This window comes from Kitasatospora sp. NPDC053308 (genome assembly GCF_055585785.1).
The window spans coordinates 178870-203690 of sequence record NZ_JBVJJY010000005.1 but is presented as its reverse complement, the minus strand read 5'-3'; the positions used below and the strand labels follow the sequence as shown (position 1 = coordinate 203690).

Here is a 24821-nt window from a genome sequence, read left to right as displayed (position 1 = left end):
GCGCTCCCGGTATGCCGCGCAAACTATTTTTCGCGGCGAGTTCCACGGCGTGTTCCACGGCCGGTGTCGAAGTCCCCGAGCAGTCCCCTGGACCGCGCCCGCGCCGGCTCACGCCGGATCGACCGGACCGTCGTCCTCGACGCCGTCCGGATCCTCCTCGGGCTCCTCCCCCGCACACAACGAGAGCACGGCGGCCCCGTACTTGTCCAGCTTCATCGCACCGACCCCCGAGATCGAGGCCAGTGCGCCGCGGTCGGCGGGCACGTCCTCGGCGATCGCCATGAGCGTCGCGTCGGTGAAGACCACGTAGGCGGGGGCGCCCTGCTTCTTCGCCTGCCGGGCGCGCCAGTCGCGCAGCCGCTCGTAGAGCGCCTCGTCCATCGTGGACGGGCAGCCCTCGCAGCGGCGCAGCTTGCGCTCGACGGCGTCGGTGAGCACGCGCTCGCAGACCCGGCACGTGACCGGTCCGCGGACCCGCCGGCCGGCGGAGCGCTCGCCGGGTTCGACGCCCCCGCGCCCGCCGCGCGCGCCGGTCCGCGCGCCGGGGGCGGTGGAGCCGGGGCGCAGCCCGTCGAGGAAGCGGCTGGGCCTGCGGCTCGCACGGCCGCCCGGGGAGCGGGAGAGGGCCCAGGAGAGGGTGAGGTGCTTGCGGGCGCGGGTGACGCCGACGTAGAGGAGCCGGCGCTCCTCCTCGACCTGCTCGTCGGTCTTGGCGTAGATGATCGGCAGGGTGCCCTCGGTGAGGCCGACGAGGAAGACGGCGTCCCATTCGAGGCCCTTGGCGGCGTGCAGGGAGGCGAGGGTGACGCCCTCGACCGCGGGGGCGTGCTGGGCGGCGGCGCGGGCGTCGAGTTCGGCGACGTAGGCGGCGAGGTCGGTGGTGCGGCCCTCGGCGGCGCGGGTGCGCTCGAACTCCTCGGCGAGCCGGACGAGGGCGGCCAGGGACTCCCAGCGGTCGCGCACGGCGCCGGAGCCGGCCGGGGGCTCGGGGGTGAAGCCGCGCGTGGCGAGGACGGCGCGGACCTGGCCGGCCAGGTCGGGGGCGCCGTCGGTGAGCGGGTCGGAGGCGGCGCGGGCGGCGCCGCGCAGCAGGACGCCGGCGTCGCGGACCTCGGGGCGCTCGAAGAACCGCTCGGCGCCCTTGAGCTGGTAGGGCACGCCGAGGTCGGCGAGGGCCTGCTCGTAGACCTCGGACTGGCCGTTGGTGCGGAACAGGACGGCGATCTCGCTGGCGCGCACGCCGGCGGCGAGGAGTTCCTTGATCCGCCGGGCGGTGGTCTCGGCCTCGGTGGGCTCGTCCTCGTATTCGGTGTAGACCGGCTCGGGGCCGGCCTCGCGCTGGGAGACGAGTTCCAGGCGGTGGCGGGCGGCCTCGCCGCGGGCCTGGGCGAGCAGCCCGTTGGCGAGGTGGACGACCTGGGGGGTGGAGCGGTAGTCGCGGACGAGTTTGACGACCGTGGCCTCGGGGTGGCGGCTGCGGAAGTTCAGCAGGTAGTCGGGGGTGGCGCCGGTGAAGGAGTAGATGGTCTGGCTGGCGTCGCCGACGACGCAGAGGCTGGCGCCGCCGCCGGGGCCGGTCCACTGGTCGAGCAGGCGCTGCTGGAGCGGGGAGACGTCCTGGTACTCGTCGACGGTGAAGTGCCGGTACTGGGAGCGGACCTGGTCGGCGATGTCCGGGCGGTCCTCCAGGATGGCGGCGGTGAGCAGCAGGACGTCCTCGAAGTCCATGCTGCCGCGGCGGCTCTTGGTCTCCTCGTAGACGCGGTAGACCTGGGCGGTCTCGGCCGGGTCGCGGGGGGCTTCGCGGCCGGACTTGGCGACGGCGGCCGGGTAGTCCTCGGGGGCGGTCTGGGTGACCTTGGCCCACTCGATCTCGGCGGTGAGGTCGCGCAGTTCGGTGCGCTGGACGCGCAGGCCGCAGCGGCCGGCGGACTCCGCGACCAGCTGGACCTTGCGTTCGAGCAGCTGCGGGACGGGGCCGCCGACGGCGCGCGGCCAGAAGTACTGGAGCTGGCGCAGGGCGGCGGCGTGGAAGGTGCGGGCCTGGACGCCGTCGGCGCCGAGCTGGCGCAGCCGGCCGCGCATCTCGCCGGCGGCGCGGGCGGTGAAGGTGACGGCGAGGACCTGCTGCGGGTGGTAGACGCCGCTGCGCACGCCGTAGGCGATGCGGTGGGTGATGGCGCGGGTCTTGCCGGTGCCGGCGCCGGCGAGGACGCAGACGGGGCCGTTCAGGGCGGTGGCGACGGCGCGCTGCTCGGGGTCGAGCCCGGCGAGCACGGCGTCGGGGCCCGTGGCGGCGCCGGGGTCGGCCCAGGGGGAGCCGTGGGGGCCGTCGTACGGGCTGCCGCTCAAGAGGTCTTCCTGCATGCGTTCCATCCTCTCAGCCCGGTGGGACAACGGGGGCGGGGTTGTCCACAGGCCCGGTGTGATCGCAGGATGATCGCTCCGCGGTGCGGTGGATGGCGGGCCGGAATGCCCGCCGCCCGGTGGACGTTCAGTCCGGAGACCGCACGCACCCCTCTTCCGAAGGAGCCCCCTCGATGTCCGGCACCGTGACGATGTACAGCACGACCTGGTGTGGGTACTGCAACCGACTCAAGAGCCAGCTGGACCGTGAAGGCATCGGCTACACCGAGATCAACATCGAGGAGGACCCGGCGTCGGCGTCCTTCGTCGAGTCGGTGAACAACGGCAACCAGACGGTGCCGACGGTGCTGGTGACGCCCGCGGGCGGTGGCGAGCAGGTCGTCATGACCAACCCGAGCCTGCTGCAGGTCAAGAAGGCCCTGGCGGCCTGAGCCGGCCGGTCCGTCCGTCCGGCCGGCGCGCGTCACGGCGCGTCGGCCCGGGCGGGGTCGACCGGCGCGGCGGGCGCGGGCAGCGTGGTGCGCGCGCCCAGGTCGCCGACGCCGTAGACGAGCCGGCTGCGGTCGGCCGAGTAGCGGGTCTCGATGACCCGGACGGGCCCGCGCCGGTCGTAGGTGACGCGGGTCTGCACCATGAGCGGGACGCCGGGGCCGCCCTGGAACCACTGGGCCTCCTCGGGGCCGGGCATCCGGGCCACCAGGTGGTCGACGGCGCCGATCTCGACCCGGCCGAGCGCGGCGAGCACCGCCTCGTCCCCGCCGTCGACGGGGTCGGGCTCCATCAGCGGGGTGCCGGCGGCGAGGCCGGCCCGGTAGTGGCTCTCCTCGATGGAGTACGGCTCGCGGTCGAGCAGCCGCAGCTGGCGGCGGACCACGATGGCCTCGCCGGGGCGCAGTCCGAGCCGTTCGGCGATGTCCACCCGGGCCCGGACGATCATCATCTCGAAGTCGGTGCCGAGTTCGCGTCCGGCCTCGGCGGCCTCGCCGAGGTAGACGGCGGAGGGCGCGGCCAGGCAGTCGCGCGGCGCGGGGGCCAGCGTGGGCCCGTAGGCGCGGTGGTCGAGGACGGGGTGTTCGCGCAGGTAGGTGCCCTTGCCCTGGAGGCGGACCAGTCGGCCCTCGTTGACCAGGACGTCGACCGCGAGGCGGACGGTGTTGCGGGCGACGCCGTACTGGCGCTCCAGTTCGCTCTCGACCGGCAGTGCGGCGTCGGCGGTGAACTCGCCCTCGGCGATCCGACGGCGGAGGTCGGCGGCGAGGCGCTGGTATTTGGGGGATTGGGCGGTGCCCCGGGGGATTGTCACCCGAGTGAATGTAGCGAGCGCGGTGACGCGGTTTCAGCCGTTTCCGGCAATGTCGTCCGTGCGGGTTGACGGTGCCGCACCGGACGTGCGTCCCGGTAGCAGAACTGGCCCGTCCGGATACGAACATCGGGTCGTGAGGAATTCGGAAAGGGATCGGAAAGAAAAACGGGGGCGTGCGGCATTGGCCGCGCGCCCCCGTTCGTCTCGCATTACCAGCGCGCCGCCGAGGGCAGCGGCTCGCCGTACCAGAGCTCGACCAGATGACGGGCGATCGAGATGCCGGACGGCGGCAGGATCTCGCCCGCCTCCATCCCGGCCCGCAGCTCCTCGCGGGAGAACCAGCGCGCCTCGGCCAGCTCCTCGCCGTCCACGGTGATCTCGGTCCCGCCGGGCAGCGCCTTGCCGGTGAAGCCGAGCATCAGGCTGGACGGGAACGGCCAGGGCTGGCTGGCCACGTACTGGACCTCGCCGACCCGCACGCCCGCCTCCTCGTGCACCTCGCGGGCCACCGCCTGCTCGATCGACTCCCCCGGCTCGACGAAGCCGGCCAGGGTCGACCAGCGACCCTCGGGCCACAGCGCCTGGCGGCCGAGCAGGCAGCGGTCCTGCTCGTCGGTGATCACCATGATCACCGCCGGGTCGGTGCGGGGGTAGTGCTCGGCCGCGCAGGAGGTGCAGCGCCGCACGTGCCCGGCGCCGGCCTTCTCGGTCGGGTGCCCGCAGCGCGAGCAGAAGCTGTGCAGCCGGTGCCAGTGCTCCAGCGCGACGGCGTGCACCAGCAGCCCGGCGTCGCGGTCGGACAGCATCGCGCCGACCTCGCGCAGCCCGGCCGGACGGGCGTCGCCGTCCAGCCGCCCGGGCAGGCTCTCGCCGGCCAGCGCGAAGTAGGACACGCCGTCCTCGTCGGTGCCCAGGAAGTAGCGGTCGCCGGTCTGCGGGGCCTCGAAGGAGGGCAGCAGCACCAGTTCGGTGCCCCGCGCGGTGTCGACCACGAAGGCCTCCCCGCCGGCGATCGGGAGCACCCGGGTGGTCGGGTGGCTCCAGGCCGCCGCCAGCCAGGGCTCGTCGAACCGGTGCTCGGCGGCCCGGTCGACCCCGGCCCTGGCCAGTGCCAGCTGCAACGGGCGCTCGGTCTCAGGCACGGTGCTCACAGGTTCCATCCCCACGTGGTGAATCATCCGGATGAGTGATCTGACGGGCGGTCTCGCGGACGGCGGCCGTGGCGTGCACGGCCGCCGCGGTGCGAACGGCCGCCGCGGTCCGCGCGGAGGCCGTGGTGTGCGGAGCCAGGGTCACGCGCCGGGCCGGAAGTTCTCGGCCAGGTCGCCCCACAGGTAGGCGGCGGTCTCCACGCCCTTGGCCAGCAGGTCCAGCTCGACCTTCTCGTTCACCGAGTGCCAGCCGTCCGAGGGCACCGAGATGCCGAGGAACAGCACCGGCGCGCCCAGGACGTCCTGCAGGTCCGCGGCGGGGCCGGAGCCGCCCTCGCGGGTGAAGAGGACGCGCTGCCCGAAGGCCCGTTCCATCGCGCGGACGGTGGACCGCAGCGCCGGGTGGTCCAGCGGGGTCAGGCAGGGCCGGGTCGCGCCGGGGAAGACCAGCTCGTACCGGACGCCCTCGGGCACCCGCTCGGCCACCCACGCGCGCACCGCCTCGCGGACCTTCTCCACCTCCTGCCCGGCGACCAGCCGGAAGGACAGCTTCAGGTGCGCGGACGCGGGGACGATGGTCTTGCCGCCGGGGCCGGTGTAGCCGCCCCAGATGCCGTTGACCTCGGCGGTCGGCCGGGCCCAGATCCGCTCCAGGGTCGAGTAGCCGGCCTCGCCGCGGGTGCCGTACGACTTGGCGACCCGCAGCCACTGCTCCTCGTCGAACGGCAGCTCGGCGAACAGCTCGCGCTCGCGCTCGGTCAGTTCGAGCACGCCGTCGTAGAAGCCCGGGATCGCCACCCTGCGGTCGGCGTCGTGCAGCGCGGCCGCCAGCTCGGCCGCGACCTGGGCCGGGTTGGGGACGGCGCCGCCGAAGGAGCCGGAGTGGATGTCGGTGTCCGGCCCGAACAGGTCGATCTGGGCGTCGGCGAGGCCGCGCATGCCGGTGCAGACGGTCGGCGTGGTGGCGGACCACATGCCGGTGTCCGAGATGACGACCACGTCGGCGGCCAGCCGTCCGGCCTGCCGGCGCACCAGGTCGGCGAAGTTCGGCGAGCCGGACTCCTCCTCGCCCTCGATCAGCAGCTTGAGGTTGACGGCCGGCGCGGTGCGGCCGGTCGCGGCCAGGTGGGCGCGCACGCCCAGCGTGTGGAAGAACACCTGGCCCTTGTCGTCGGCGGCGCCGCGCGCGTACAGCCGGCCGCCGACCACGGTCGGGGTGAACGGCTCGGTGTCCCAGCCGTCCTCCTTCGCGGCGGGCTGCACGTCGTGGTGCCCGTAGACCAGGACGGTCGGGGCGGACGGGTCCCCGGAGGGCCACTCGGCGAACACCGCCGGCAGGCCGTCGGTCTCCCACACCTCGGCCACCGGGAAGCCCGTCCCGCGCAGCTTGGCGGCCAGCCACTCCGCGGAGCGCCGCACGTCGTCGGCGCGCTCCGGATCGGCGGAGACCGAGGGGATGGCCAGCCAGTCGGAGAGGTCGGCCAGGAAGTCGGCCTGGTGCGACTCGATGTAGGAGCGGACGGCGCTGTCCGGGGTTCTCGTCATACCGACGACTGTAGTTCGCCCGCGCGGGTGCCCGCCCCGGCCGTCCGGCTGCCGGGCGCTCCTCGGGCTGTAACGTCCGTCACCCCCGCCGCGACGGGGGCGCGGACGGGGGTGACGGACGCTGGGGCGGGGCGGGGGTACGGGCTCAGCCCGAGCGGCGCAGCATGGTGATCCGCGAGCGGGTCAGCAGCGCCGCGAGGCCGGCCGCGAGGAGTGGCAGCAGCACCACGGTGGCGGCGATGGTCGGCCACGGGAAGACGACGATCGCCTTGTTGGCGATCTCCGCGGAGCTCATCCCGGGGTAGCTGCTCGCCGCGCCCTCGACCTTGCGCACCGCCACGCCCGGCACGATGCCGCAGACCACGCCGAGCACGGCGCCCATGGCGGCGATCACGCCGCACTGGAAGCCGGACAGCGAGCGCCGGATGCGGGGCTCGGCGCCGACCGCCGCGAGGGTGGTCAGGTCGCGCTGGGAGTCGGCCGCGGCCAGTCCGGTGGCGATGCCGGCCGCACCCAGGGCGACCAGGGCGGCGAACACGGTCAGGCCGAGCCGGACGAGCCCGGCACTGGAGTGGTAGCCGCGTTCGACGGCGAGCAGCTGGCGGTCGGTGATCTTGCCCAGCGCGCCGTCGGCCTTCTGTTGGGCGTCGTCGGAGGGCACCGTGCCGGGCAGCCAGACCGAGCCCGCCGGGGTGGTGGTCAGGCCCAGCTTGGCGGCGGTGGCCGGGCTGATCACCGCCTGGCCCGGGGACGGCATCGCGGCGTCGGCCAGCACGGCGTCGATGCTGATCTCGCTGACGGCGGCCTTCGTGCCGCGGGCGCCGTTCGGGTCGACGGGTTCGACGAACTGGAGGACGGCCTTGCCGCCCTTCAGGTACTGGGCGTCGAACACCACGGCCTTGCCGGCGGCGAGGGCCTGGCCGGGGGCCGGGTCGGTGACGCCGTAGAGGTTGTGCAGCAGCGTCGCGTCGCCGGCGTTGAGCGATCCGAAGGGGGCGGAGCGCCGGGTGTCCCGCCGGCAGCGCTCGTCCGACTCCAGGATCCGGTCCATCTCACCCGAGTCGAACTCCCGTTCGCGGTCGTAGGCGGGGCAGCGGAGCTCCTTGGGCAACTCGACGCTGACGTAGCCGCAGGGGGTGTCGTCGGAGCAGTCGCCCTTGTAGTGGACGCGCTCGACGTCGGCGCGCGGACCGAGGTCCGGGATGCTGCGCTCGACGGAGTCGCGCAGCTGCGGCAGCAGCCTGCCGTCGGTCTGGTCCAGCCAGCCGTGGCCGAGCAGGACTGCTCCGGCGGGGGCGCTGGCGACGTAGTTCCGCTGGTTCTCCTCCTCGTAGCTCGCCGAGTAGACGCCGACGGCGACGGAGCCGGCCACCGCGGCCATGACGGCGGCGACGGCGGGCGCGGTGCGGGCGCGGTGGCGCACGGAGTCGCGCAGGGCGAGCCGGGGGCCGAGCGAGAGCCAGCGTCCGAGCCGGCCGAACAGGCTGACCAGGGTCGGCGTGAGGGCGACCATGCCGAGTTCGGCGACGACCGAGCCGCCGAGGACGGACAGGCTGCGGTTGCCGATCCCGGCGGTGGCGCCGAGCAGGGCGAGGGCCGCGCCGCCGCCGAGCATCAGCAGGCCGAGCAGGGCGAGCTTGCGGTTCGGGGGCTTGAGCGACTCGCGGCCGGTCAGCGCGACGACGACGTCCTGACGGGAGGCCTGGACGGCGGGCACGACGGCGGCGAGCAGCCCGGTGACCAGGCCGACCAGCAGGATCCCGAGCAGATCGAGCGGCTGGAGGTCGAAGTGGCCGAAGCGCTCGCCGGAGTACTCCTCGGCCCGGGTCCGCAGCAGCGCGACCAGCCCGATGCCGAGGCCGAGGCCGACCGCGGCGCCGGTCACGCCGAGGACGATGCCGCCGCCGAGGACGACGGCGCGGACGTTGGCGCGCTCACCGCCGGCCGCGGCGAGCAGCCCGAGCTGCCGCCGGGAGCGTCGCGCCCCGACGGCGAAGGCGGGGCCCGCGAGGAGGACGATCTCCAGCAGGGCCATGCCGACGACCGTGGCGAGGATGACGATCGAGGTCCGGTTGAAGTACGGGGTCTGGCCGCCCCGCACGTGGTCCTGCTCGGTGAAGTACGGGACGTCGGCGCGCGCCGGGGGGTCGATCAGGACGGCGCGCGAGGTGACGGTGAAGCCGTACCGGTTGAGCTCGGTGACCTCGTGCCAGCCGAGGCCCGCGCCGTCGGGGAGCTTCACCAGCCAGCGGGTGGGCTCGCCGGTGCCGCCGGAGGAGCCGCGGCTCGCCCCGGGGGTCTTGGCGAGGCGGTCGATCAGGCTGCCGGGGCGGGTGAACAGCTCGGTGGCCTTCAGGTCGCCGGGGTACTCGTAGACGCCGGTGATGGTGAAGGGGGAGTCCTCCAGGCCGCGGACGGCGGTCCGGTCGCCGATCCCGAGGCCGGAGCGCTTGAGGAAGTCGGGGGTGACGGCGGCTTCCGCGTCGCCGGTGGGGGCGCGGCCCTCGACCAGGTTCATCCGGCCCCGCCAGACCGGGTCGGTCAGGTCGGCCTCGGTGATCCGGGTGCTGAGCAGGCCCGCGGCGCTGCTCGCCGCCGTGAACGGGCCCTGGCGTTCGGGGACCAGGGTGGCGCCCGCCGGGAGCAGTCGGCGGGCCAGCTCGCCGGGGGCGGTGTCCAGGGCCTGCTGCTGCTCGGGCGTGTACTGCGGGGCGGTGCCGTCCTTGGCCGTGTCCTTGGGGCTCACGACGGAGAAGCCCTGTGCCGGGTCGGGCGCCTGCTGGACGGAGGAGCCGCGTTCGAGCATCTCCAGTTCGGCGGCGGCCTGGCCCATGACCCGTACGGCGTGTTCGGCGGGCGAGAGTTCGCCGCTGCGGAAGACCACGTCGGCGCCGGTGACGCCGAGGACGGGCAGCGCGACCATCGCGATGACCAGGGCGCTGCGGCCCTTGGCGCGCAGGGCGTCACGGCGGGCGACGCGCAGGGCGACCCGCCAGGCGCTGAGCTTCACTCGTCCACCTTCATGCTGTTGGTGGCGGCGCTGACGAGCAGGCTGGCGGCGTCCTGGCTGAGGGACTCGTCGACCATGCGGCCGTCGCGCAGGAAGACCACGCGGTCGGCCCAGGCGGCGTGCCGGGCCTCGTGGGTGACCATCATGGCGGCGGCGCCGGCGTCGCAGCGGGCGCGCAGGACGGCGAGGACGGCTTCGCCGGTGGTGGAGTCGAGGGCGCCGGTGGGTTCGTCGGCGAGGACCAGGCGGCGGTCGCCGATCAGCGCGCGGGCGATGGCGACGCGCTGCTGCTGCCCGCCGGACATGTCGTCGGGGAAGCGGTCGGCGAGTTCGGGGATGCCGAGCTCCTCCAGGGCGGCGAGGGCCTCGCGGCGGGCGGCGCGGGCGGACAGGCCGTCGAGTTCGCGCGGCAGCGAGATGTTCTCGGCCGCGGTGAGGGCCGGTATCAGGTTGTAGTCCTGGAAGACGTAGCCGACGGAGCGGCGGCGGACCTGGGCGAGCTTCTTGCGGTTGAGGTCGCCGAGGACGACGCCCTCGACCAGGACCCGGCCGCTGCTCGGGGTGTCGAGGCCGCCCGCCAGGGTGAGCAGGGTCGACTTGCCGGAGCCGGAGGGGCCCATGACGGCGACGAACTCGCCGGGGTGGACCTTGAGGTCGACCCCGCGCAGGGCCTGGACCTCGGCCGCGCCGTGGCCGTGGACGCGGGTGACGTTCTCCAGGTGCAGCACCGGCGCCTGCCGGGACTCTTGGGTGTGGGACACGATTCCCCCCTTGTGCTGGGTGTGGGCCCGGGGCCGGGCCGGTGGTTCGGGTGCCGGCGGTCTCAGGCGCGCAGGCGGCGGCCGCGTCGGGCGGGCGCGCCGCCGTCGCGGGCGGCCTCGGCGCTGCGGGCCTGCAGGAGTTCGGCCTGCTGGGCGAGCCGGGTCTCGCAGTGGTCGAGCCAGCGGATCTCGGCTTCGGTCTGGAAGATCAGCTGGTCGAGGACGAGCAGCCAGGCCAGGTCGTTGCTCGCGGAGGGCACCACGCCGGGCCGCGACTCGCCGGCCAGGGCGCGGCCCTTGAGCCGGGTGTAGTCCTGCAGCGCCTTGATGCTGTGCCGGCGCTGGCCCTGGACGACGGCGGAGACGTCCACCCCCGGCACGGTGACGGCCATCGCGAGCTTGATCGCCAGCTCGTCGCGCGGCGGGTTGGTGCGGGGCACCGGGGTGTCGAACCAGGCCCTCAGCTCGGCGCGGCCGGCGTCGGTGGCGGCGTAGAACTGGTGGCCCTCGTCGTCCTCCCCGGCGGCCTCGACCAGGCCGTCGCGCTCCAGCCGGGACAGCGTGGTGTAGACCTGCCCGACATTGAGCGGCCAGGTGGCGCCGGTGCGCGCCTCGAACTCGGTGCGCAGCTGGTAGCCGTAGCGCGGGCCCTGGTCGAGCAGGGCGAGCAGACCGTGACGGATGGACATACTCGGTATGTATACCCGGTATGCCCTCCCGCCTCAAGCCGCGCCCCCTCCCCCGGGCGACCGGGTACCGTCGTGCGGTGTGAGCCAGTTGCGCATCGCCACCTTCAACCTGTTGCACGGTCAGCCGCTCGCCCCGGACGGCGCGCCGCGGCCGTACCCCTCCGACGCCGGGGAGCCGCTCGCCGAAGCGGTGGCCGCGCTGGACGCCGACGTCCTGGCGCTGCAGGAGGTGGACCGGCACCAGGTGCGTTCCGGCGGCACCGACCAGGCGGCGGTGGCGGCCGCGGCGATGGGGGCCAAGGACTGGCGCTTCGCCGCCGCGCTGCACGGCCGCCCGGGCCCGGTCGCGGGCTGGCTGCCCGACCCGTCCGGGCCGAACGGCCTGCGGGTGTACGGGCCCGCCGAGACCGGCGACGGTGCCCCGCCCTCGTACGGGACGGCGCTGCTGACCCGGCTGCCGGTGCGGCACTGGCGGGCCCGGCGCTTCGCCCCGGCGCCGTTCGGGCTGCCGCTGCGGGTGGCCGGACGGCGCGGGCTGACACCGGTGCCGGACGAGCCGCGGGCCGCGCTGGCGGCCGTCCTGGAGGGCGAGCGCGGGCCGTTCACCGTGGTGGCGGCGCACCTGTCCTTCGTGCCCGGCTGGAACATGGCGCAGCTGGCCGGCATCCGGCGGTGGATCGCCGACCTGCCGCAGCCGTACCTGGTGCTGGGCGACTTCAACCTGGTCGGCGCGGTGCCCCGCACGGTGCTCGGCGGGGCGACCGCGCTGGACCGCAGCGCGCCGCGGGTGCGGGTGCGGGAGCTGCGGGCGGCCCGGCGGGCCCGGCCGCGACTGACCGAGCCGCGCCGGCGGCGGGTGCGCGAGCCCCGCGCCCGACTGCAGGGCTGGTACGACCTGGCGCGCACCCCGACCTACCCCTCGCACCGGCCGGCGGTCCAGTTCGACCACGTGCTGGCGGTCGGCGTGCCGCGCACGGCGGTGGGCCCGGCGGCCGCGCCGCGCACCGGGGTGTCGGACCACCGGCCGTGTCTGGTTGGGTTCCCCTTGGAATGGGCGCCGGGGGCGCCCCCCGCTACTGCCTGGTCAGGACCCCGGCCTGCTGCGGGACGTGCAGGACGGCCGCCGGCGACGGGTCGAACTGCAGGAGCAGCATCGCCGCGTCGTCGCCGAGCTGGCGCCCGACGTGCCGCACCACGTCCTCGTGCAGGCGCTGCAGGACGTCGGCCGGGCGGCCGTCGGCGCAGCGGGGGAAGCGTTCGGCGAGCGGGTAGAAGGCGCCCGCGCGGTCGCGGGCCTCGATCACCCCGTCGGTGAACAGCAGCACCCGATCCTCGCCGCGCAGCCGCAGCCGGTGCACCGGCGGGCGGACGTCGGCCGGGTCGAGGACGCCCAACGGCGGTACGGTCTCGTCGAGTTCGAGCGGTCTGACCTGGTCGCCGCGGAGCAGCAGCGGCGCCGGGTGGCCGCAGTTGACAATCTCCGCCGAGCCGTCCGGCCCGACGCCGATCAGCACCAGGGTGACGAACTCCTCCTCCACGCCCGGGTGGTCGTTCTCGTGCAGGGCGCGGTCGAGGCTGACGGCCAGCCAGCCGGCCACCCGGTCCAGCGCGGGCTCCTGGTGGGCGGCCTCGCGGAAGGCGCCGAGCACGGCGGCGGCCGTCTCGACCGCGCCGAGGCCCTTGCCCCGCACGTCGCCGACCACGGCCCGGACGCCGTGCCGGGTGTTGACCACCTCGTAGAGGTCGCCGCCGATCCGGGCGTGCGCGGCGGCGGCCTCGTAGTGCACGGCGGCCCGGACGGTGCCGACCCGCTCGGGGACGGGCCGCAGCAGGACCCGGCGGGCGATCGAGGCGACCAGCTGGGCGTCGGCCAGCGCCCGCTCCTGGCGCAGCCGCAGGGTGGCGCTGACCCAGCCGATGGTGGCGACGAGCAGGATGGCGATGACGCTGGCGGCGTGCACGGACTCGCCGAGCGTGTCGCTGCGGAAGGCCATCAGGAAGGCGGCGGCCTCGGTGCACAGGCCGATGACGAAGGGGTACCAGGTGCGCCGGCTGACCACGGCGGCCAGCGCGGGTACGGCGGTGAGGGCGGGTTCGACCGTCACCTCGGTGCCGCTGAGGTAGTCGAGGACGACGATCAGCGCCATGCCGATGAACGGCAGCGCGAGCGCCGTCCTCGGCCAGGTGCCGGTCGCGCCCGGGGCGGGTCCCGGGGTCGGCCCGGTGAACCGCTCTCTGATCCATCCGGTCGCGCTCAACGTCGGTTTCTCCAGCAGAAGACGCCGATGCCCGGGGGCACCTGCGGCGATGACTGTGGGTTAGGGAATGCGGGCCTCGCTGGCGGCCGGAGCACGGGGGTTGACCGGTTACCGACCCCACAATAGGCGCGAAACGTGCACGACGCACAGGTTTCGGGCACAGGCGTGATGACTTGGGTGCTCTGCGTGACTCATTAGTCACTGTTCCCGATCAGGAGCCGTTCCAACTCTTTTCGGTCGGGAAGTCCTGCCGGACGGACGATTCGACCGCTGCGGACGTACAGGAACGAAGCCGTGACCAGCTCGGGATCGACGCCCGCCTGCTCGGCCCAGGCCAGTCGGTAGACCGCGAGCTGCAGCGGGTCGGCGGTCTCCTCGCGGTGGGTCTTCCAGTCCACCACTTCGTAGCGTGACGCACCACTGGATCCTGACAACACGTCACCGTCCCGGTAGACCGCGTCGATCCGGCCGCGCACCACCCGCCCCGCGAGCACCAGTTGGAACGGCGCCTCGACCCGGTGCGGCCGGCGCTGCGCGTACGGGGTGCGCAGGAACGCCTCCTTGAGCCGCTCCAGGTCCTGCTCGTCCTCGATGCCGTCGTCGTCGGCGCCGGGCAGCGCGCCCGGCTCGACCAGCAGCAGCGGCTCGATCCTGGACTGCACCCAGGCGTGGAAGCGGGTGCCGCGCCGCGCGGCGGGCTGCGGGGGGCGCGGCATCGGACGGGCCAGGTCGCGGGCGAAGCCGTCCGGGTCCGCGGCCAGGCGCAGCAGCTGGGTGGCGGACAGCGCGGCCGGCAGCGGCACCTCGCGCGCGGTGCGCCGGGAGCGCTCCAACTCGCCCAGCAGCGCGGTCAGATCGCGGTCCCAGGAGGCCACCTGGCGCTGGTCCTCGGGGGTCATCGGCTCGGGCTCGCGGGCGGGCGCCCCGGCGAGCCGGGCGTGCACCACCTCCGCGACCCGGCGGCGGGCGTGCTGGGCGGCCGGGTCCAGCGGCAGCGGCCAGGGACGGTCGACGGGGGCGGCCAGCGCCGGGTTCTCGGCGCCCTTCTCCGGCTGCTCCGCCCAGTGCTCGACCTCCCCCGCGCCGGGCCGCTCGCAGTGCTCGCGCAGCCGCTCCAGGAAGGCGGACGGGCCGCGGACGGTCTTCTGGCTCGGGCCCCACCAGTGCCCGGAGGCCAGCAGCAGCGAGCGCGGGCGGGTGAACGCGACGTAGCCCAGGCGCAGTTCCTCGGTGGCGGAGTGCTCGGCCAGCTCCCTCTTGAAGGCGGTCATCGACTTGCCCGTCCAACCGCCGCGCACGTCGGGCAGGGTGGCCGCGTCGCCGCGCAGGGCGTGCGGAAGCACCCGCTTGGCGCTGGTCCAGCGTTCGCGCGGGGTCGAGGAGGGGAATGCGCCCCGCACCAGGCCGGGAACGGCCACCACGTCCCACTCCAGGCCCTTGGACTTGTGCGCGGTGAGCACCTTCACGGTGTCCTCGCCGCCGGGCAGGCTGCTGTCCAGACCGCGCTCGTACTCCTGGGCGGCGCGCAGGAAGCCGAGGAAGGCGGCCAGGCCGGGGTCGCCGTCGAGATCGCTGAAGGAGGCGGCGACGTCCAGGAAGGCGTTCAGGGTCTCCCGCCGTCGGGCGGCCAGCGCCTGCGGGGAGGCGGCCAGTTCGACCTCCAGGCCGGTGACCGTCAGCACCCGGTGCAGCACGTCCATCAGCGGGTCGGCCAGCGAGCGGCGCAGCTCCCGCAGCTCCTGGGCGAGGCGGGCGAAGCGCACCCGGGCCTCGGCGGAGAACGGCAGCTCGTCCGGCTGGTCGGGCTCCAGGAAGGTCTCCACCGCGTCGGCCAGCGACACCACCTCGGTCGGGTCGGCCTCGGCGACGGCGGCGGCCAGCGCCTCCACGCCCTCGGGCCGGTCGGTGCGGACCAGGTCGGCGGCCCGGCGGCCGAGCAGCGCCAGGTCGCGCGGGCCGATCCGCCAGCGCGGACCGATCAGCAGCCGGACCAGCGCGGCGTTGGCGGTCGGGTCCTGCAGCACCTCGCAGACCGCCACCAGGTCGGCCACCTCGGGCAGCTGCAGCAGCCCGCCGAGACCCACCACCTCGACCGGCACCTCGCGGGCGACCAGCGCCGCGTGGATGTCGGGGAAGGCCGCGCCGCCACGGCACAGCACGGCGATCCGGCCGGGCGCGGTGCCGGTGCGGACCAGGTGGGCGATCGAGTCGGCGAGCCAGTCCACCTCCTCGGCGTGGGTGGGCAGCAGCGCGGTCCGCACGAAGCCGTCCTGCTCGGCGCCCGGGGCCGGGCGCAGCGCCTCGACGCCCTCGTGCATCGCCCGCAGCGGTTCGGCGAGGTCGTTGGCGAAGGCCAGCAGGCGTCCGCCGCTGCGGCGGTTCTCACTGAGCGCGTAGCGGTCGGCGGGGCGGCCGTCGGCCCGCGGGAAGTGTCGGGGGAACTCGTCCAGGTTGGCGACGGAGGCACCGCGCCATCCGTAGATCGCCTGGCAGGGGTCGCCGACGGCGGTCACCGGGTGGCCGCTGCCCGTGCCGTCGGGGCCGGCGCCGAACAGTCCGGCGAGCATCAGGCGCTGGGCGACGGAGGTGTCCTGGTACTCGTCGAGCAGCACGACCCGGAACTGGCCGCGCAGCAGCTCGCCGACCTCCGGGCGCTGCTGGGCGAGACGGGCGGCGGCGGCTATCTGGTCGCCGAAGTCCATCAGCCCGGCGGAGCGCTTGCGGCGCCGGTACTCCTCGACCAGGCGCAGCAGCTCCAGCCGGGCCCGGGCGGTGGCCGGGACGGCCCGCAGGTCGTCGTTGGTCAGCTTGACGGTGGCGAGGGTGTCCAGCAGCTCCTCGTCGAAGTCGCGCAGGGCTTGCGGCTCGACCAGGTGCTCGGCGAGTTCGGCGTCCAGCGCGGTGAGGTCGGCCACCAGGTGGGCGAAGGTGCCGGTGAGCGCGGGGAACGGGCCGCGGGCGGTGCGCAGCACCTTGGCGGCGAGCTGGAAGCGGGTGGCGTCGGCGAGCAGCCGCACGTCCGGCTCTATCCCGATCCGCAGGCCGTGCTCCTTGAGGAGGCGGCCGGCGAAGGCGTGGTAGGTGGAGATCTCCGGGTCGCCGAGCGGTTCGGCGGCGTCCCGGTCGGCGACCCCGGCGCGCAGCAGGGCGGCCCGGACCCGCTCGGAGAGCTCGGCGGCGGCCTTGTTGGTGAAGGTGAGGCCCAGCACCTCCTCGGGCCGTACGGCTCCGGAACCGACCAGCCAGACGACCCGGGCGGCCATCACCGTGGTCTTGCCGGAGCCGGCCCCGGCCACGATGACGGCGGGGGCGAGGGGGGCGCCGATGGCCGCCATCTGCTCCCGGTTGAACGGGATCCCGAGCAGCTCCTTGAGCTGGTCGGGATGGCTGAGCACGGCGGTCACCCCGCAACGTTAACGGGCGGAACCGACACTCCGGACTCCCGGCCGGAGTGACCCCGGCTACTCCCCGGCCGCGCGGCTACTCCACCAGCTGCGCGCCGTCGCGTTGGGCGGAGCAGCTGCGGCGGAAGGCGCAGCGGTCGCAGCCGCTGCCGGTCTGCGGGACGAAGCGTTCGGCGAGGACCTTCCCGGCGGCCTCGGCGAGCAGGTTCTCGATCCACGGCTCGCCCTCGGGCGGTTCCTGCCGCTGCACCTTGGGGGCCTCCTGGTCGGCCCTGGCGGCGGGCTCGCGCAGGTGGACCAGTTCGGCGCCGCCGGTGGCCGGCGGGTGCTCGGCGAAGCCGGGCAGCTCGTTGAGGGCGCCGGCCCGGACGGCGAGCTGGTAGACGGCGAGCTGCTTGTGTTCGGGCAGGGACTTGTCGGTCGGGATCTGCTTGCCGGTCTTGAAGTCGACCACGTAGGCGCGCCCGGCCGCGTCCTTCTCGACCCGGTCCATCGAGCCGCGGATGCGCACCGAGACGCCGCCGACGTCGAGGGTGACGTCGAAGCCGTGCTCGGTGGCGACGACGTCCCGGCCGCGTTCCAGGACGTGCCAGTTGAGGAAGCGCTCCAGCGCGGCGCGGGCCTGGGTCTTCTCCTGCTGGGACTTCCAGGGCGCGTCGAAGGCGAGCGCGTCCCAGACGGTGTCCAGGCGCTCCATGAGCACGGCGAGGTCCGCGGGGGTGCGGCCGGAGCCGACCTCGTCGGCCAGCGCGTGCACCACGTTGCCGAAGCCCTGGGCGGCCGAGCCGGCGCCGCGCGCCTTGACCTCCTTGTCGAGGAACCACTGCAGCGAGCAGCTCTCCAGCTGTTCCAGGCCGCTGCCGGACAGCCGCACCGGCAGGTCGGCGCTGCGCAGCGGCTCGGCGGCGGCGGTCGGGTCGTCCATTCCCCACCAGCGTTCCGGGCGGGCGGCGGGCACCAGCGGCAGCCCCTCCTCGTCGGTGGCGGCGGCGAGGGTGGCGAGCCGCTCGGCGGCGGCGCGGCGCAGCGCGGGCGAGCGGGTCGGGTCGACGGTGACCGCGCGCAGCTCGGCGACCAGCGCGGCGACGGACAGCGGACGGCGCGGGCGGTGGGTGACGTCCTCGACGGTGACGGGAGGGGTGCGGCGCACCACCTTGCCGGTGCGCGGGTCGACGTCCTCGCGGTAGAGCTCGCGCAGGAAGCGGGAGGGTTCGTCGCCGTCGTCGGCCGGGGCCTTGACGGCGGTGACGATCAGCCGCTCCTTGGCGCGGGTCACGGCGACGTAGAAGAGGCGGCGCTCCTCGCCGAGCAGGGCGGCCGGGGAGAGCGGTTCGGCGAGGCCGTCGCGGCCGATCCGGTCGGCCTCCAGCAGGGAGCCGCGGCGGCGCAGGTCGGGCCAGAGCCCGTCCTGGACGCCGGCCACGACGACCAGCCGCCACTCCAGGCCCTTGGAGCGGTGGGCGGTCATCAGCCGGACGGCTTCGGGGCGGACGGCCCGGACGGTGAGGGTGTCGGCGGCGATGTCCTGGGCTTCGAGCTCGGCGAGCAGGTCGAGGGCGCTGCGGTGGCCGGTGACCTGTTCCTCGGCGCGGGCGGCGGTCTCGAACAGGGCGCACAGCGCGTCCAGGTCGCGGTCGGCGTTGCGTCCGGCGGCGCCGCCGCGCAGGGCGGCCCGCTCCAGCCGTTCGCGCCAGCGGCGGCTGCCGTCCCACAGCTCCCAGAGCGCCTCCTCGGCGGTGCAGCCGCCGGCCAGCATCTCCCGGACCTTGCGCAGCAGGGTGCCCAGGTCGCGGGCGCGGCGGGCGTAGGCCGGGTCGAGGGCGACCAGCCGCTCGGGCTCGGCGAGCGCCTCGCGGATCAGCTCGCCGGCGGGGCGCGGGGCGACGGCGGGACGGCCTTCGGCGCGCAGGGCGGCGCGTTCCTCCTCGCGCAGGGCGCGGCCCAGGCGCCGCAGGTCGGAGCCGTCGAGGCCGCCGAGCGGACCGGTGAGCAGGGCGTGCGCGCGGTCGGTGGTGAGCGGGTCGGGGGCGCCGGCACCGTCCCCCGCGGCACCGTCCCCGGCCTGGTCGGCCCCTGCCCCGGCTTCGGAACCGGGGCCGGGCCCGGGCCACCGGTCGCGGGCGGACTGCCGGGCCGCCTGCTCGGCGCAGACCCGCAGGGCGAGCAGCAGCTGGGCGACGGCGGGCTCCTCGCGCAGCGGCAGGTCGTCGCCGTCGATCTCCAGCGGGACGCCGGCCGCGCCGAGCGCCCGCCGCACGCCGGGGATGGAGCGGGCACCGGCCCGCACCAGCACGGCCATCTCGCCCCAGGGCACACCGTCCTCCAGGTGGGCGCGGCGCAGCAGGTCGGCGATCGAGTCGAGCTCGGCGCCGGGGGTCGGGTAGGTGTAGACCTCGACCCGGCCGCCCTCGCGGGAGGGCAGCAGGGCGCGGTGCTGGGCGAGCTTGTCGGCGGGCAGCCGGCCCATCGGCATCCGCCGGGCGAGCTCCCGGGAGGCGGCGAGCAGCAGGGCGCCGGAGCGCCGGGAGACCCGCAGCACCTTGACCTCGGCGGGTTCGCCGTCGGCGCGGCGGAAGGTCTGCGGGAAGTCGAGGATGCCGTTGATGTCGGCGCCGCGGAAGGCGTAGATCGACTGGTCGGGGTCGCCGACCGCGACCAGGTCCCGTCCGCCGCCCGCGAGCCGGCGCAGCAGCCGCACCTGGGACGGGTCGGTGTCCTGGTACTCGTCGACGAACACGACGTCGTAGCGCCGCCGCAGTTCCTCGCCGACCTCGGGGCGTTCGGCGAGCAGCACGGCGCGGTGGACGAGTTCGGCGTAGTCGAGGACGCCGCGCAGGTCGAGCACGTCGAGGTAGTCGGCCAGGAAGTGCGCGGCGGCGGCCCAGTCGGGGCGCTGGACGCCCTCGGCGAAGCGCTCCAGCTCGGCCTCGCCGAGGCCGAGCTCGCGGCTGCGGGCGAGGACGGCGCGGACCTCGTCGGCGAAGCCGCGGGTGGTCAGGCAGGCCCGCAGGTCCAGCGGCCAGGCGATCCGGGAGCTGCCGAGCCGGGCGTCCTCGGCGCCGCCGGCCAGCAGCTCGCGGACCATGACGTCCTGCTCGGGGCCGGAGAGCAGCCGCAGCGGCTCGGCGTAGTCGGCCGGGTCCTGGTGGGCGCGCAGCAGGGCGTAGCAGAAGGAGTGGAAGGTGGTGGCCTGCGGGGCGGCGGCCGAACCGCCGAGCCGGCCGGACATCCGGTCGCGCAGCTCCATCGCGGCCTTGCGGCTGAAGGTGAGGACGAGGATCCGCTCGGGGTCGGTGCCGCGCTCGATCCTCCGGGCGACCGCCTCGACCAGGGTGGTGGTCTTGCCCGTGCCGGGCCCGGCCAGCACCAGCAGCGGCCCGTCGGTGTGCTCGACCACGGCACGCTGGTAGGCGTCCAGCACGGGCGGATCGGGCTGGACGAGCGGGCTGCGCACGAGCCGGTAGGGGGAGGTCACCGTGTTCCAGGGGGTCGGGCAGGGCATGGCGGGGCGGGCCCGCGGGGGCCCGCCCGCATCGAGCCTACGATCCTCCTCCGTCAATCCCGTCCGTGCGGGGAGTTCGCTGAGTTCGGGGAGTGCGGGGAGTGCGGGGAGTTCGGGGAAGTCTCCCGGCCGTCCCAGCGGGCCCGCGTGAGGTCGACCCGGGGCGGGTCGGCGAGTTCGCGCAGCGGGGTGCCCTCCTCGCCGTAGTGGGCGAGGGCGCGCTGCTCGTGTCCGGGCAGGAGGCGGCCGTCCGCGCGGATGACCCTCCACCAGGGCACCGAGCCGCCGTACAGGGCCATCACCCGGCCCACCTGCCGGGGCCCGCCCTGGCCGAGGTACTCGGCGACGTCGCCGTAGGTCATCACCCTGCCGGGTGGAATCCGCTCGGTCAGGTCGAGCACCAGTTCGGCGAAGGGCGGCAGGTCGTCCGGGAGGCCGTCGTGTGTTGCGTCCGTCACCTGCGGCATTCTTCCTGACAGGGACGCACCCGCGGTGCGGTACGAACGGAACGCCGCGCCCGATCCGCCCCCTGTCCGGCACGGGGGGCCGGGGCATGCCACCATCTTCGGGGCGGTGAGTGGTGATACGAGGACAAGACCAGATGACCGGGACGGCTGACGTGGGCGTGGACAAGGACTCCGACGAGTCCGCCGCCGCCGTGCCCCCGGCCTCCGACGGCGGGACCGAGGGCCGGCCCGAGCAGGGGCCGACGCCGGAAGTCTCCCTGATCAAGGACCGGACGATCAAGACCCCCACGCCCGCCGAGGCCCCCGAACACGCCGGACGAGCCGGACAGCCCGGCCGCCCCGAGGCGCCCGTCGCCGCCCCGCAACCGACCGCCCCGCAACCGACCGCCCCGCAGCCGACCGTCCCGGCGCCGACCGCCCCGGAGCCCGGGCCCGACCACCAGGACCCGCTGGACGAGGCCCCGCACCTGGACGTCGACGAGCCGCTGCTCGCCGCCCGCGCGCACCGCCCGTCCGACCTGATCCGCTTCCTGGTCGGTGTCTTCGGGATAGTCGCCGTCTTCGTGCTGGCCGGCATCGCCACCTCGACCACCACCGGCATCGAGCAGGACATCGCCACCAACGCGCCGCACTTCTCCGCGGTGCTCTCCACCATCACCGGCCTGGTCTCCAGCGTCGCGGTGCTCGCCGTGCCGCTGGCCTTCGCCGTCGAGCGGCTGATCAAACGCGACGGCCTGCGGGTCGCCGACGGCGTGCTCGCCTCGGTGCTCGCGTACGGCGTCTCGCTCGGCATCGACTGGTGGGTGGCCGAGGGCGCCTCCGACCACATCCGCGACGCGCTGACCCGGCTGCCGCTGGACAGCAACGGCACCCTCACCGACCCGGTGCACGGCTACCTCGCGCCGGTCATCGCCTACATGACCGCCGTCGGCATGTCGAGCAGACCCCGCTGGCGGGTCGCCCTGTGGGTGGTGGTCGTCTTCAGCGGCGTCACCGAACTCCTCGGCGGCTACACCACCCCGCTGTCGCTGATGCTCACCGTGCTGATCGGCTGGTCCGTCGCCTACGGCACGCTGTACGCGATCGGCTCCCCCAACATCCGGCCCACCGGCCAGCACCTGATGATCGGCCTGCGCAAGGTCGGCTTCACCCCGGACGGCGCCAGCCGCGCCCCCGACGCCCCCGGCGGCACCCGCCGCTACTACGTGACCCAGCAGGGCGGCCCGCCCCTGGACGTCCACATCATCGACCGCGAGCAGCAGGCCTCCGGCTTCTTCTACCGGGCCTGGCGGCGGCTGCGGCTGCGGTCGGTCGCGGTGCGGCGCAGCCCGCAGTCGCTGCGCCAGGCCCTGGAGCAGGAGGCCCTGATCGCGTACGCGGCGGCCGCCTCGGGCGCCCGGGCGCCGCAGCTGGTCGCCACCTCCGAGCTCGGCCCGGACGCCGCGATCCTGGTGTACGAGAACGTCGAGGGCCGCACCCTGGACGAACTGGCCGACGACGAGATCACCGACCTCGTGATGGCCTCCGTCTGGCAGTCGGTGTCCGCCCTGCACGAGCGCCGGATCGCCCACCGCCGGCTGACCGGCGAGTCGCTGCTGGTGGTGGACGAGAAGACCGGCTGCCTGGTCAACCTCTCCGGCGGCGACATCGCCGCCACCGACCTGACCCTGCGCATCGACGTCGCCCAGCTGCTCACCACCTTCGCGCTGCGGATCGGCCCCGAGCGGGCCGTCGCCACCGCCAACGCGGTGCTCGGCGCCGAGCGGGTCGCCCAGGCGCTGCCGCTGCTCCAGCCGGTCGGGATGAGCCGCTCCACCAGGGTCGACCTCGCCAAGCTCAGCAAGGAGCGCAAGGCCACCGCCCGGGCCAAGGCCCTGGAGCAGGTCGCCGCCGGCGAGCGCACCCAGCAGCAGGCCGAGGAGGACATCGCGGCGGCCGGCGAGGACCTGCTCAGCCGCATCCGCGGCCAGATCCTGCAGATCGCCCCCGAGGCACCGATGGAGCCGGCCAAGCTGGAACGGCTGAAGCCGAAGAGCCTGATCATGGTGATCGCGCTCACCTTCGCCGCCTACCTGGCCCTGACCACCATCAAGCCGGCGCAGCTCAAGCTCTCCCAGATGAACTGGGCCTGGGCGGCGGCCGCGCTGCTCGCGGCCGCCTTCAGCTACGTCGCCGCCGCGATGAGCCTGACCGGCTTCGTCCCCGAGCGGCTGCCGTTCCGGCGCACCGTCGCCGCCCAGCTGGCCGGCTCCTTCGTCAAGCTGGTCGCGCCCGCGGCGATCGGCGGCATCGCGCTCAACACCCGCTACCTGCAGCGGGCCGGCATCCGCTCCGGCCAGGCGGTCGCCTCGGTCGGGGCCTCCCAGCTGGCGGGCCTGGCCGGGCACCTGCTGCTGCTGTTCAGCTTCGGCCTGATCACCGGCAGCCAGACCAACGGCGACCTCTCCGCCTCCCGCGCGGTGATCATCGGCGTGCTGACCGCCGCCGTGCTCGCCCTGGTGGTGGCGGCCGTCGCGCCGCTGCGCCGGTTCGTGCTGGGCCGGCTGCGCTCGCTGTTCTTCGGCGTGGTGCCGCGGATGCTCGACCTGATGCAGACGCCCAGCAAGCTGATCACCGGCTTCGGCGGCATCCTGCTGCTGACCCTCTCCTTCACCGCCTGCCTGGACTTCTCGGTGCAGGCCTTCGGCGGGGACGTCAGCTTCTCGGCGGTCGCGGTGGTCTTCCTGACCGCCAACGCGGCTGGCTCGGCGATCCCCACCCCCGGCGGCATCGGCCCGGTCGAGGTCGCCCTGATCGGCGCCCTGACCGTCGCGGACGTGTCCCCCGCGGTCGCCACCCCGGCGGTCTTCCTCTACCGGGCGCTCACCTTCTGGCTGCCCGTCCTGCCGGGCTGGATCGCCTACAACGTGCTGCAGCGCAGGAACGCGCTCTGAGCCGCCCGGGACGCACCGGAAGGGGCCCCGCCGACCGGCGGGGCCCCTTCTCGTCGGCGGTCTCCTAGTAGACCGGCTTGTGCGGCTCGATCTGGTTCACCCAGCCGAGCACACCGCCGCCCAGGTGCACGGCGTTGGCGAAGCCCGCGGCCTTCACCACGGCCAGCACCTCGGCCGAGCGCACGCCCGACTTGCAGTGCAGCACGATCTTCCGGTCCTGCGGCAGCTTCTCCAGCGCGTCGCCCATCAGGAACTCGTTCTTGGGGATCAGCACCGCGCCGGGGATGTTGACGATCTCGTACTCGCCGGGCTCGCGGACGTCGATGAGGTAGATGTCCTCCTTCTCGTCCTGCCACTGCTTGAGCTGCGCCGAGGTGACGGTCGAACCGGCGGCGGCGGCCTGGGCCTCCTCCGACACGACGCCGCAGAAGGCCTCGTAGTCGATCAGCTCGGTGACCGTCGGGTTCTCACCGCAGATCGCGCAGTTCGGGTCCTTGCGGACCTTGACCTGGCGGTAGTTCATCTCCAGGGCGTCGTAGATCATCAGCCGGCCGACCAGCGGGTCGCCGATGCCGGCCAGCAGCTTGATCGCCTCGTTGACCTGGATCGAGCCGATGGACGCGCACAGCACGCCCAGCACGCCGCCCTCGGCGCAGGAGGGGACCATGCCCGGCGGCGGGGCCTCCGGGTAGAGGCAGCGGTAGCAGGGGCCGTGCTCGGCCCAGAACACGCTGGCCTGGCCGTCGAAGCGGTAGATGGAGCCCCACACGTACGGCTTGCCGAGCAGCACCGCGGCGTCGTTCACCAGGTAGCGGGTGGCGAAGTTGTCCGTGCCGTCCACGATCAGGTCGTAGCCGGAGAAGATCTCCAGGACGTTGGAGTTGTCGAGGCGCTCCTCGTGCAGCACCACGTCGACGTAGGGGTTGATCTCCTTGACCGAGTCCCGGGCCGACTCCGCCTTGGAGCGGCCGACGTCCGACTGGCCGTGGATGATCTGCCGCTGCAGGTTGGACTCGTCCACCACGTCGAACTCGACGATGCCCAGCGTGCCGACACCGGCCGCGGCCAGGTACAGCAGGGCGGGCGAGCCGAGACCGCCGGCGCCCACACAGAGCACCTTCGCGTTCTTCAGCCGCTTCTGCCCGGCCATGCCCACGTCGGGGATGATCAGGTGGCGGGAGTACCGGCGGACCTCATCGACGGTGAGCTCGTCGGCCGGCTCGACCAGGGGTGGCAACGACACGGGGACTCCGATGGGTGTCTTGTTCGGGTGGCCAGGGCCAGCCTCGGTGTGGGGTTGTTGCTCCGCCACGCGGGTGGCTGTCTAGGCCAACAGTGTCACGCCCGCCCGCTATTCCGAGACAGCCCGTCCGATGGGCGAGACGGGCGGCGCCGGATCGTGGAACCGCCCACCGGGGCCCCGCAGGTGCT

At 74.7% G+C, this 24821-nt stretch carries 14 protein-coding genes and 1 pseudogene; 3 read left to right on the top strand and 12 right to left on the bottom strand.

The features are described from left to right. Nucleotides 1-108: 108 nt before the first annotated feature. Nucleotides 109-2376, bottom strand: a complete 2268-nt coding sequence (locus ACZ6Y7_RS14255) for an ATP-dependent DNA helicase UvrD2 (protein ID WP_465758186.1) — start codon at nucleotides 2374-2376, stop codon at nucleotides 109-111. Nucleotides 2377-2540: 164 nt separating this feature from the next. Between ACZ6Y7_RS14255 and ACZ6Y7_RS14250 the strand changes: the two genes are divergently transcribed. Continuing rightward, a complete protein-coding gene (locus tag ACZ6Y7_RS14250) occupies nucleotides 2541-2798 on the top strand; it encodes a mycoredoxin (RefSeq protein WP_355268016.1) in 258 nt (85 codons plus the stop codon). A gap of 32 nt (nucleotides 2799-2830) precedes the next feature. Here the strand turns inward: ACZ6Y7_RS14250 and ACZ6Y7_RS14245 are convergent, their stop codons facing one another. The 6 genes from ACZ6Y7_RS14245 to ACZ6Y7_RS14220 all read right to left on the bottom strand — a co-directional run bounded on the left by ACZ6Y7_RS14245 (nucleotide 2831) and on the right by ACZ6Y7_RS14220 (nucleotide 10826). After that, a complete protein-coding gene (locus tag ACZ6Y7_RS14245; RefSeq protein ID WP_465758185.1) occupies nucleotides 2831-3670 on the bottom strand; it encodes a GntR family transcriptional regulator in 840 nt (279 codons plus the stop codon). Nucleotides 3671-3879: 209 nt separating this feature from the next. Next, a complete protein-coding gene (nudC, locus tag ACZ6Y7_RS14240) occupies nucleotides 3880-4830 on the bottom strand; it encodes an NAD(+) diphosphatase (RefSeq protein ID WP_465758184.1) in 951 nt (316 codons plus the stop codon). 132 nt (nucleotides 4831-4962) lie between these two features. Continuing rightward, nucleotides 4963-6366: a dipeptidase gene (locus ACZ6Y7_RS14235; RefSeq protein WP_465758183.1), complete on the bottom strand. Its 1404-nt coding sequence runs from the start codon at nucleotides 6364-6366 to the stop codon at nucleotides 4963-4965. 145 nt (nucleotides 6367-6511) lie between these two features. Next, nucleotides 6512-9376, bottom strand: a complete 2865-nt coding sequence (locus ACZ6Y7_RS14230; protein WP_465758182.1) for an FtsX-like permease family protein — start codon at nucleotides 9374-9376, stop codon at nucleotides 6512-6514. Next, the gene (locus ACZ6Y7_RS14225) at nucleotides 9373-10137 is read right to left on the bottom strand and encodes an ABC transporter ATP-binding protein (protein ID WP_465758181.1); all 765 of its coding nucleotides are present in this window, start codon (nucleotides 10135-10137) and stop codon (nucleotides 9373-9375) included. Before ACZ6Y7_RS14225 ends, ACZ6Y7_RS14230 begins: the two co-directional genes overlap by 4 nt. A 62-nt stretch (nucleotides 10138-10199) precedes the next feature. Beyond that, nucleotides 10200-10826, bottom strand: a complete 627-nt coding sequence (locus ACZ6Y7_RS14220) for a PadR family transcriptional regulator (RefSeq protein ID WP_465758180.1) — start codon at nucleotides 10824-10826, stop codon at nucleotides 10200-10202. On the opposite strand from ACZ6Y7_RS14220, the pseudogene ACZ6Y7_RS14215 reads away from it, so the two are divergent. After that, nucleotides 10819-11787, top strand: a pseudogene (locus ACZ6Y7_RS14215) (endonuclease/exonuclease/phosphatase family protein); the annotation flags it as partial. The gene ACZ6Y7_RS14220 and the pseudogene ACZ6Y7_RS14215 sit on opposite strands and share 8 nt — an antisense overlap. Nucleotides 11788-11899: 112 nt before the next feature. Here ACZ6Y7_RS14215 and ACZ6Y7_RS14210 read toward each other — a convergent pair. The 4 genes from ACZ6Y7_RS14210 to ACZ6Y7_RS14195 form a co-directional block, all read right to left on the bottom strand. Further along, nucleotides 11900-13084: a PP2C family protein-serine/threonine phosphatase gene (locus tag ACZ6Y7_RS14210; protein WP_465758179.1), complete on the bottom strand. Its 1185-nt coding sequence runs from the start codon at nucleotides 13082-13084 to the stop codon at nucleotides 11900-11902. Between the two features lie 194 nt (nucleotides 13085-13278). After that, the gene (locus ACZ6Y7_RS14205) at nucleotides 13279-16488 is read right to left on the bottom strand and encodes a UvrD-helicase domain-containing protein (RefSeq protein ID WP_465758178.1); all 3210 of its coding nucleotides are present in this window, start codon (nucleotides 16486-16488) and stop codon (nucleotides 13279-13281) included. A gap of 76 nt (nucleotides 16489-16564) precedes the next feature. Next, on the bottom strand, nucleotides 16565-19990 hold the full coding sequence (locus ACZ6Y7_RS14200) for an ATP-dependent helicase (RefSeq protein WP_465758177.1): 3426 nt from the start codon (nucleotides 19988-19990) through the stop codon (nucleotides 16565-16567). 53 nt (nucleotides 19991-20043) lie between these two features. Beyond that, entirely contained in the window at nucleotides 20044-20457 is a 414-nt protein-coding gene (locus ACZ6Y7_RS14195; protein WP_465758176.1) for an MGMT family protein, read from the bottom strand. A 134-nt stretch (nucleotides 20458-20591) separates the two neighbouring features. Between ACZ6Y7_RS14195 and ACZ6Y7_RS14190 the strand changes: the two genes are divergently transcribed. Next, on the top strand, nucleotides 20592-23390 hold the full coding sequence (locus ACZ6Y7_RS14190; RefSeq protein WP_465758175.1) for a flippase-like domain-containing protein: 2799 nt from the start codon (nucleotides 20592-20594) through the stop codon (nucleotides 23388-23390). A gap of 64 nt (nucleotides 23391-23454) precedes the next feature. On the opposite strand, the gene moeZ is transcribed toward ACZ6Y7_RS14190, so the two are convergent. Continuing rightward, on the bottom strand, nucleotides 23455-24633 hold the full coding sequence (gene moeZ, locus ACZ6Y7_RS14185; protein ID WP_465758174.1) for an adenylyltransferase/sulfurtransferase MoeZ: 1179 nt from the start codon (nucleotides 24631-24633) through the stop codon (nucleotides 23455-23457). Nucleotides 24634-24821 lie beyond the last annotated feature (188 nt).

Bases quoted from the DNA above. Each gene is read 5' to 3' on its own strand.
- ACZ6Y7_RS14195 (WP_465758176.1), bottom strand. From the start codon at position 20,457: ATGCCGCAGGTGACGGACGCAACACACGACGGCCTCCCGGACGACCTG.
- ACZ6Y7_RS14200 (WP_465758177.1), bottom strand. From the start codon at position 19,990: ATGCCCTGCCCGACCCCCTGGAACACGGTGACCTCCCCCTACCGGCTC.
- ACZ6Y7_RS14220 (WP_465758180.1), bottom strand. From the start codon at position 10,826: ATGTCCATCCGTCACGGTCTGCTCGCCCTGCTCGACCAGGGCCCGCGC.
- ACZ6Y7_RS14235 (WP_465758183.1), bottom strand. From the start codon at position 6,366: ATGACGAGAACCCCGGACAGCGCCGTCCGCTCCTACATCGAGTCGCAC.
- ACZ6Y7_RS14190 (WP_465758175.1), top strand. From the start codon at position 20,592: ATGACCGGGACGGCTGACGTGGGCGTGGACAAGGACTCCGACGAGTCC.
- nudC (WP_465758184.1), bottom strand. From the start codon at position 4,830: ATGGAACCTGTGAGCACCGTGCCTGAGACCGAGCGCCCGTTGCAGCTG.
- ACZ6Y7_RS14255 (WP_465758186.1), bottom strand. From the start codon at position 2,376: ATGGAACGCATGCAGGAAGACCTCTTGAGCGGCAGCCCGTACGACGGC.
- ACZ6Y7_RS14250 (WP_355268016.1), top strand. From the start codon at position 2,541: ATGTCCGGCACCGTGACGATGTACAGCACGACCTGGTGTGGGTACTGC.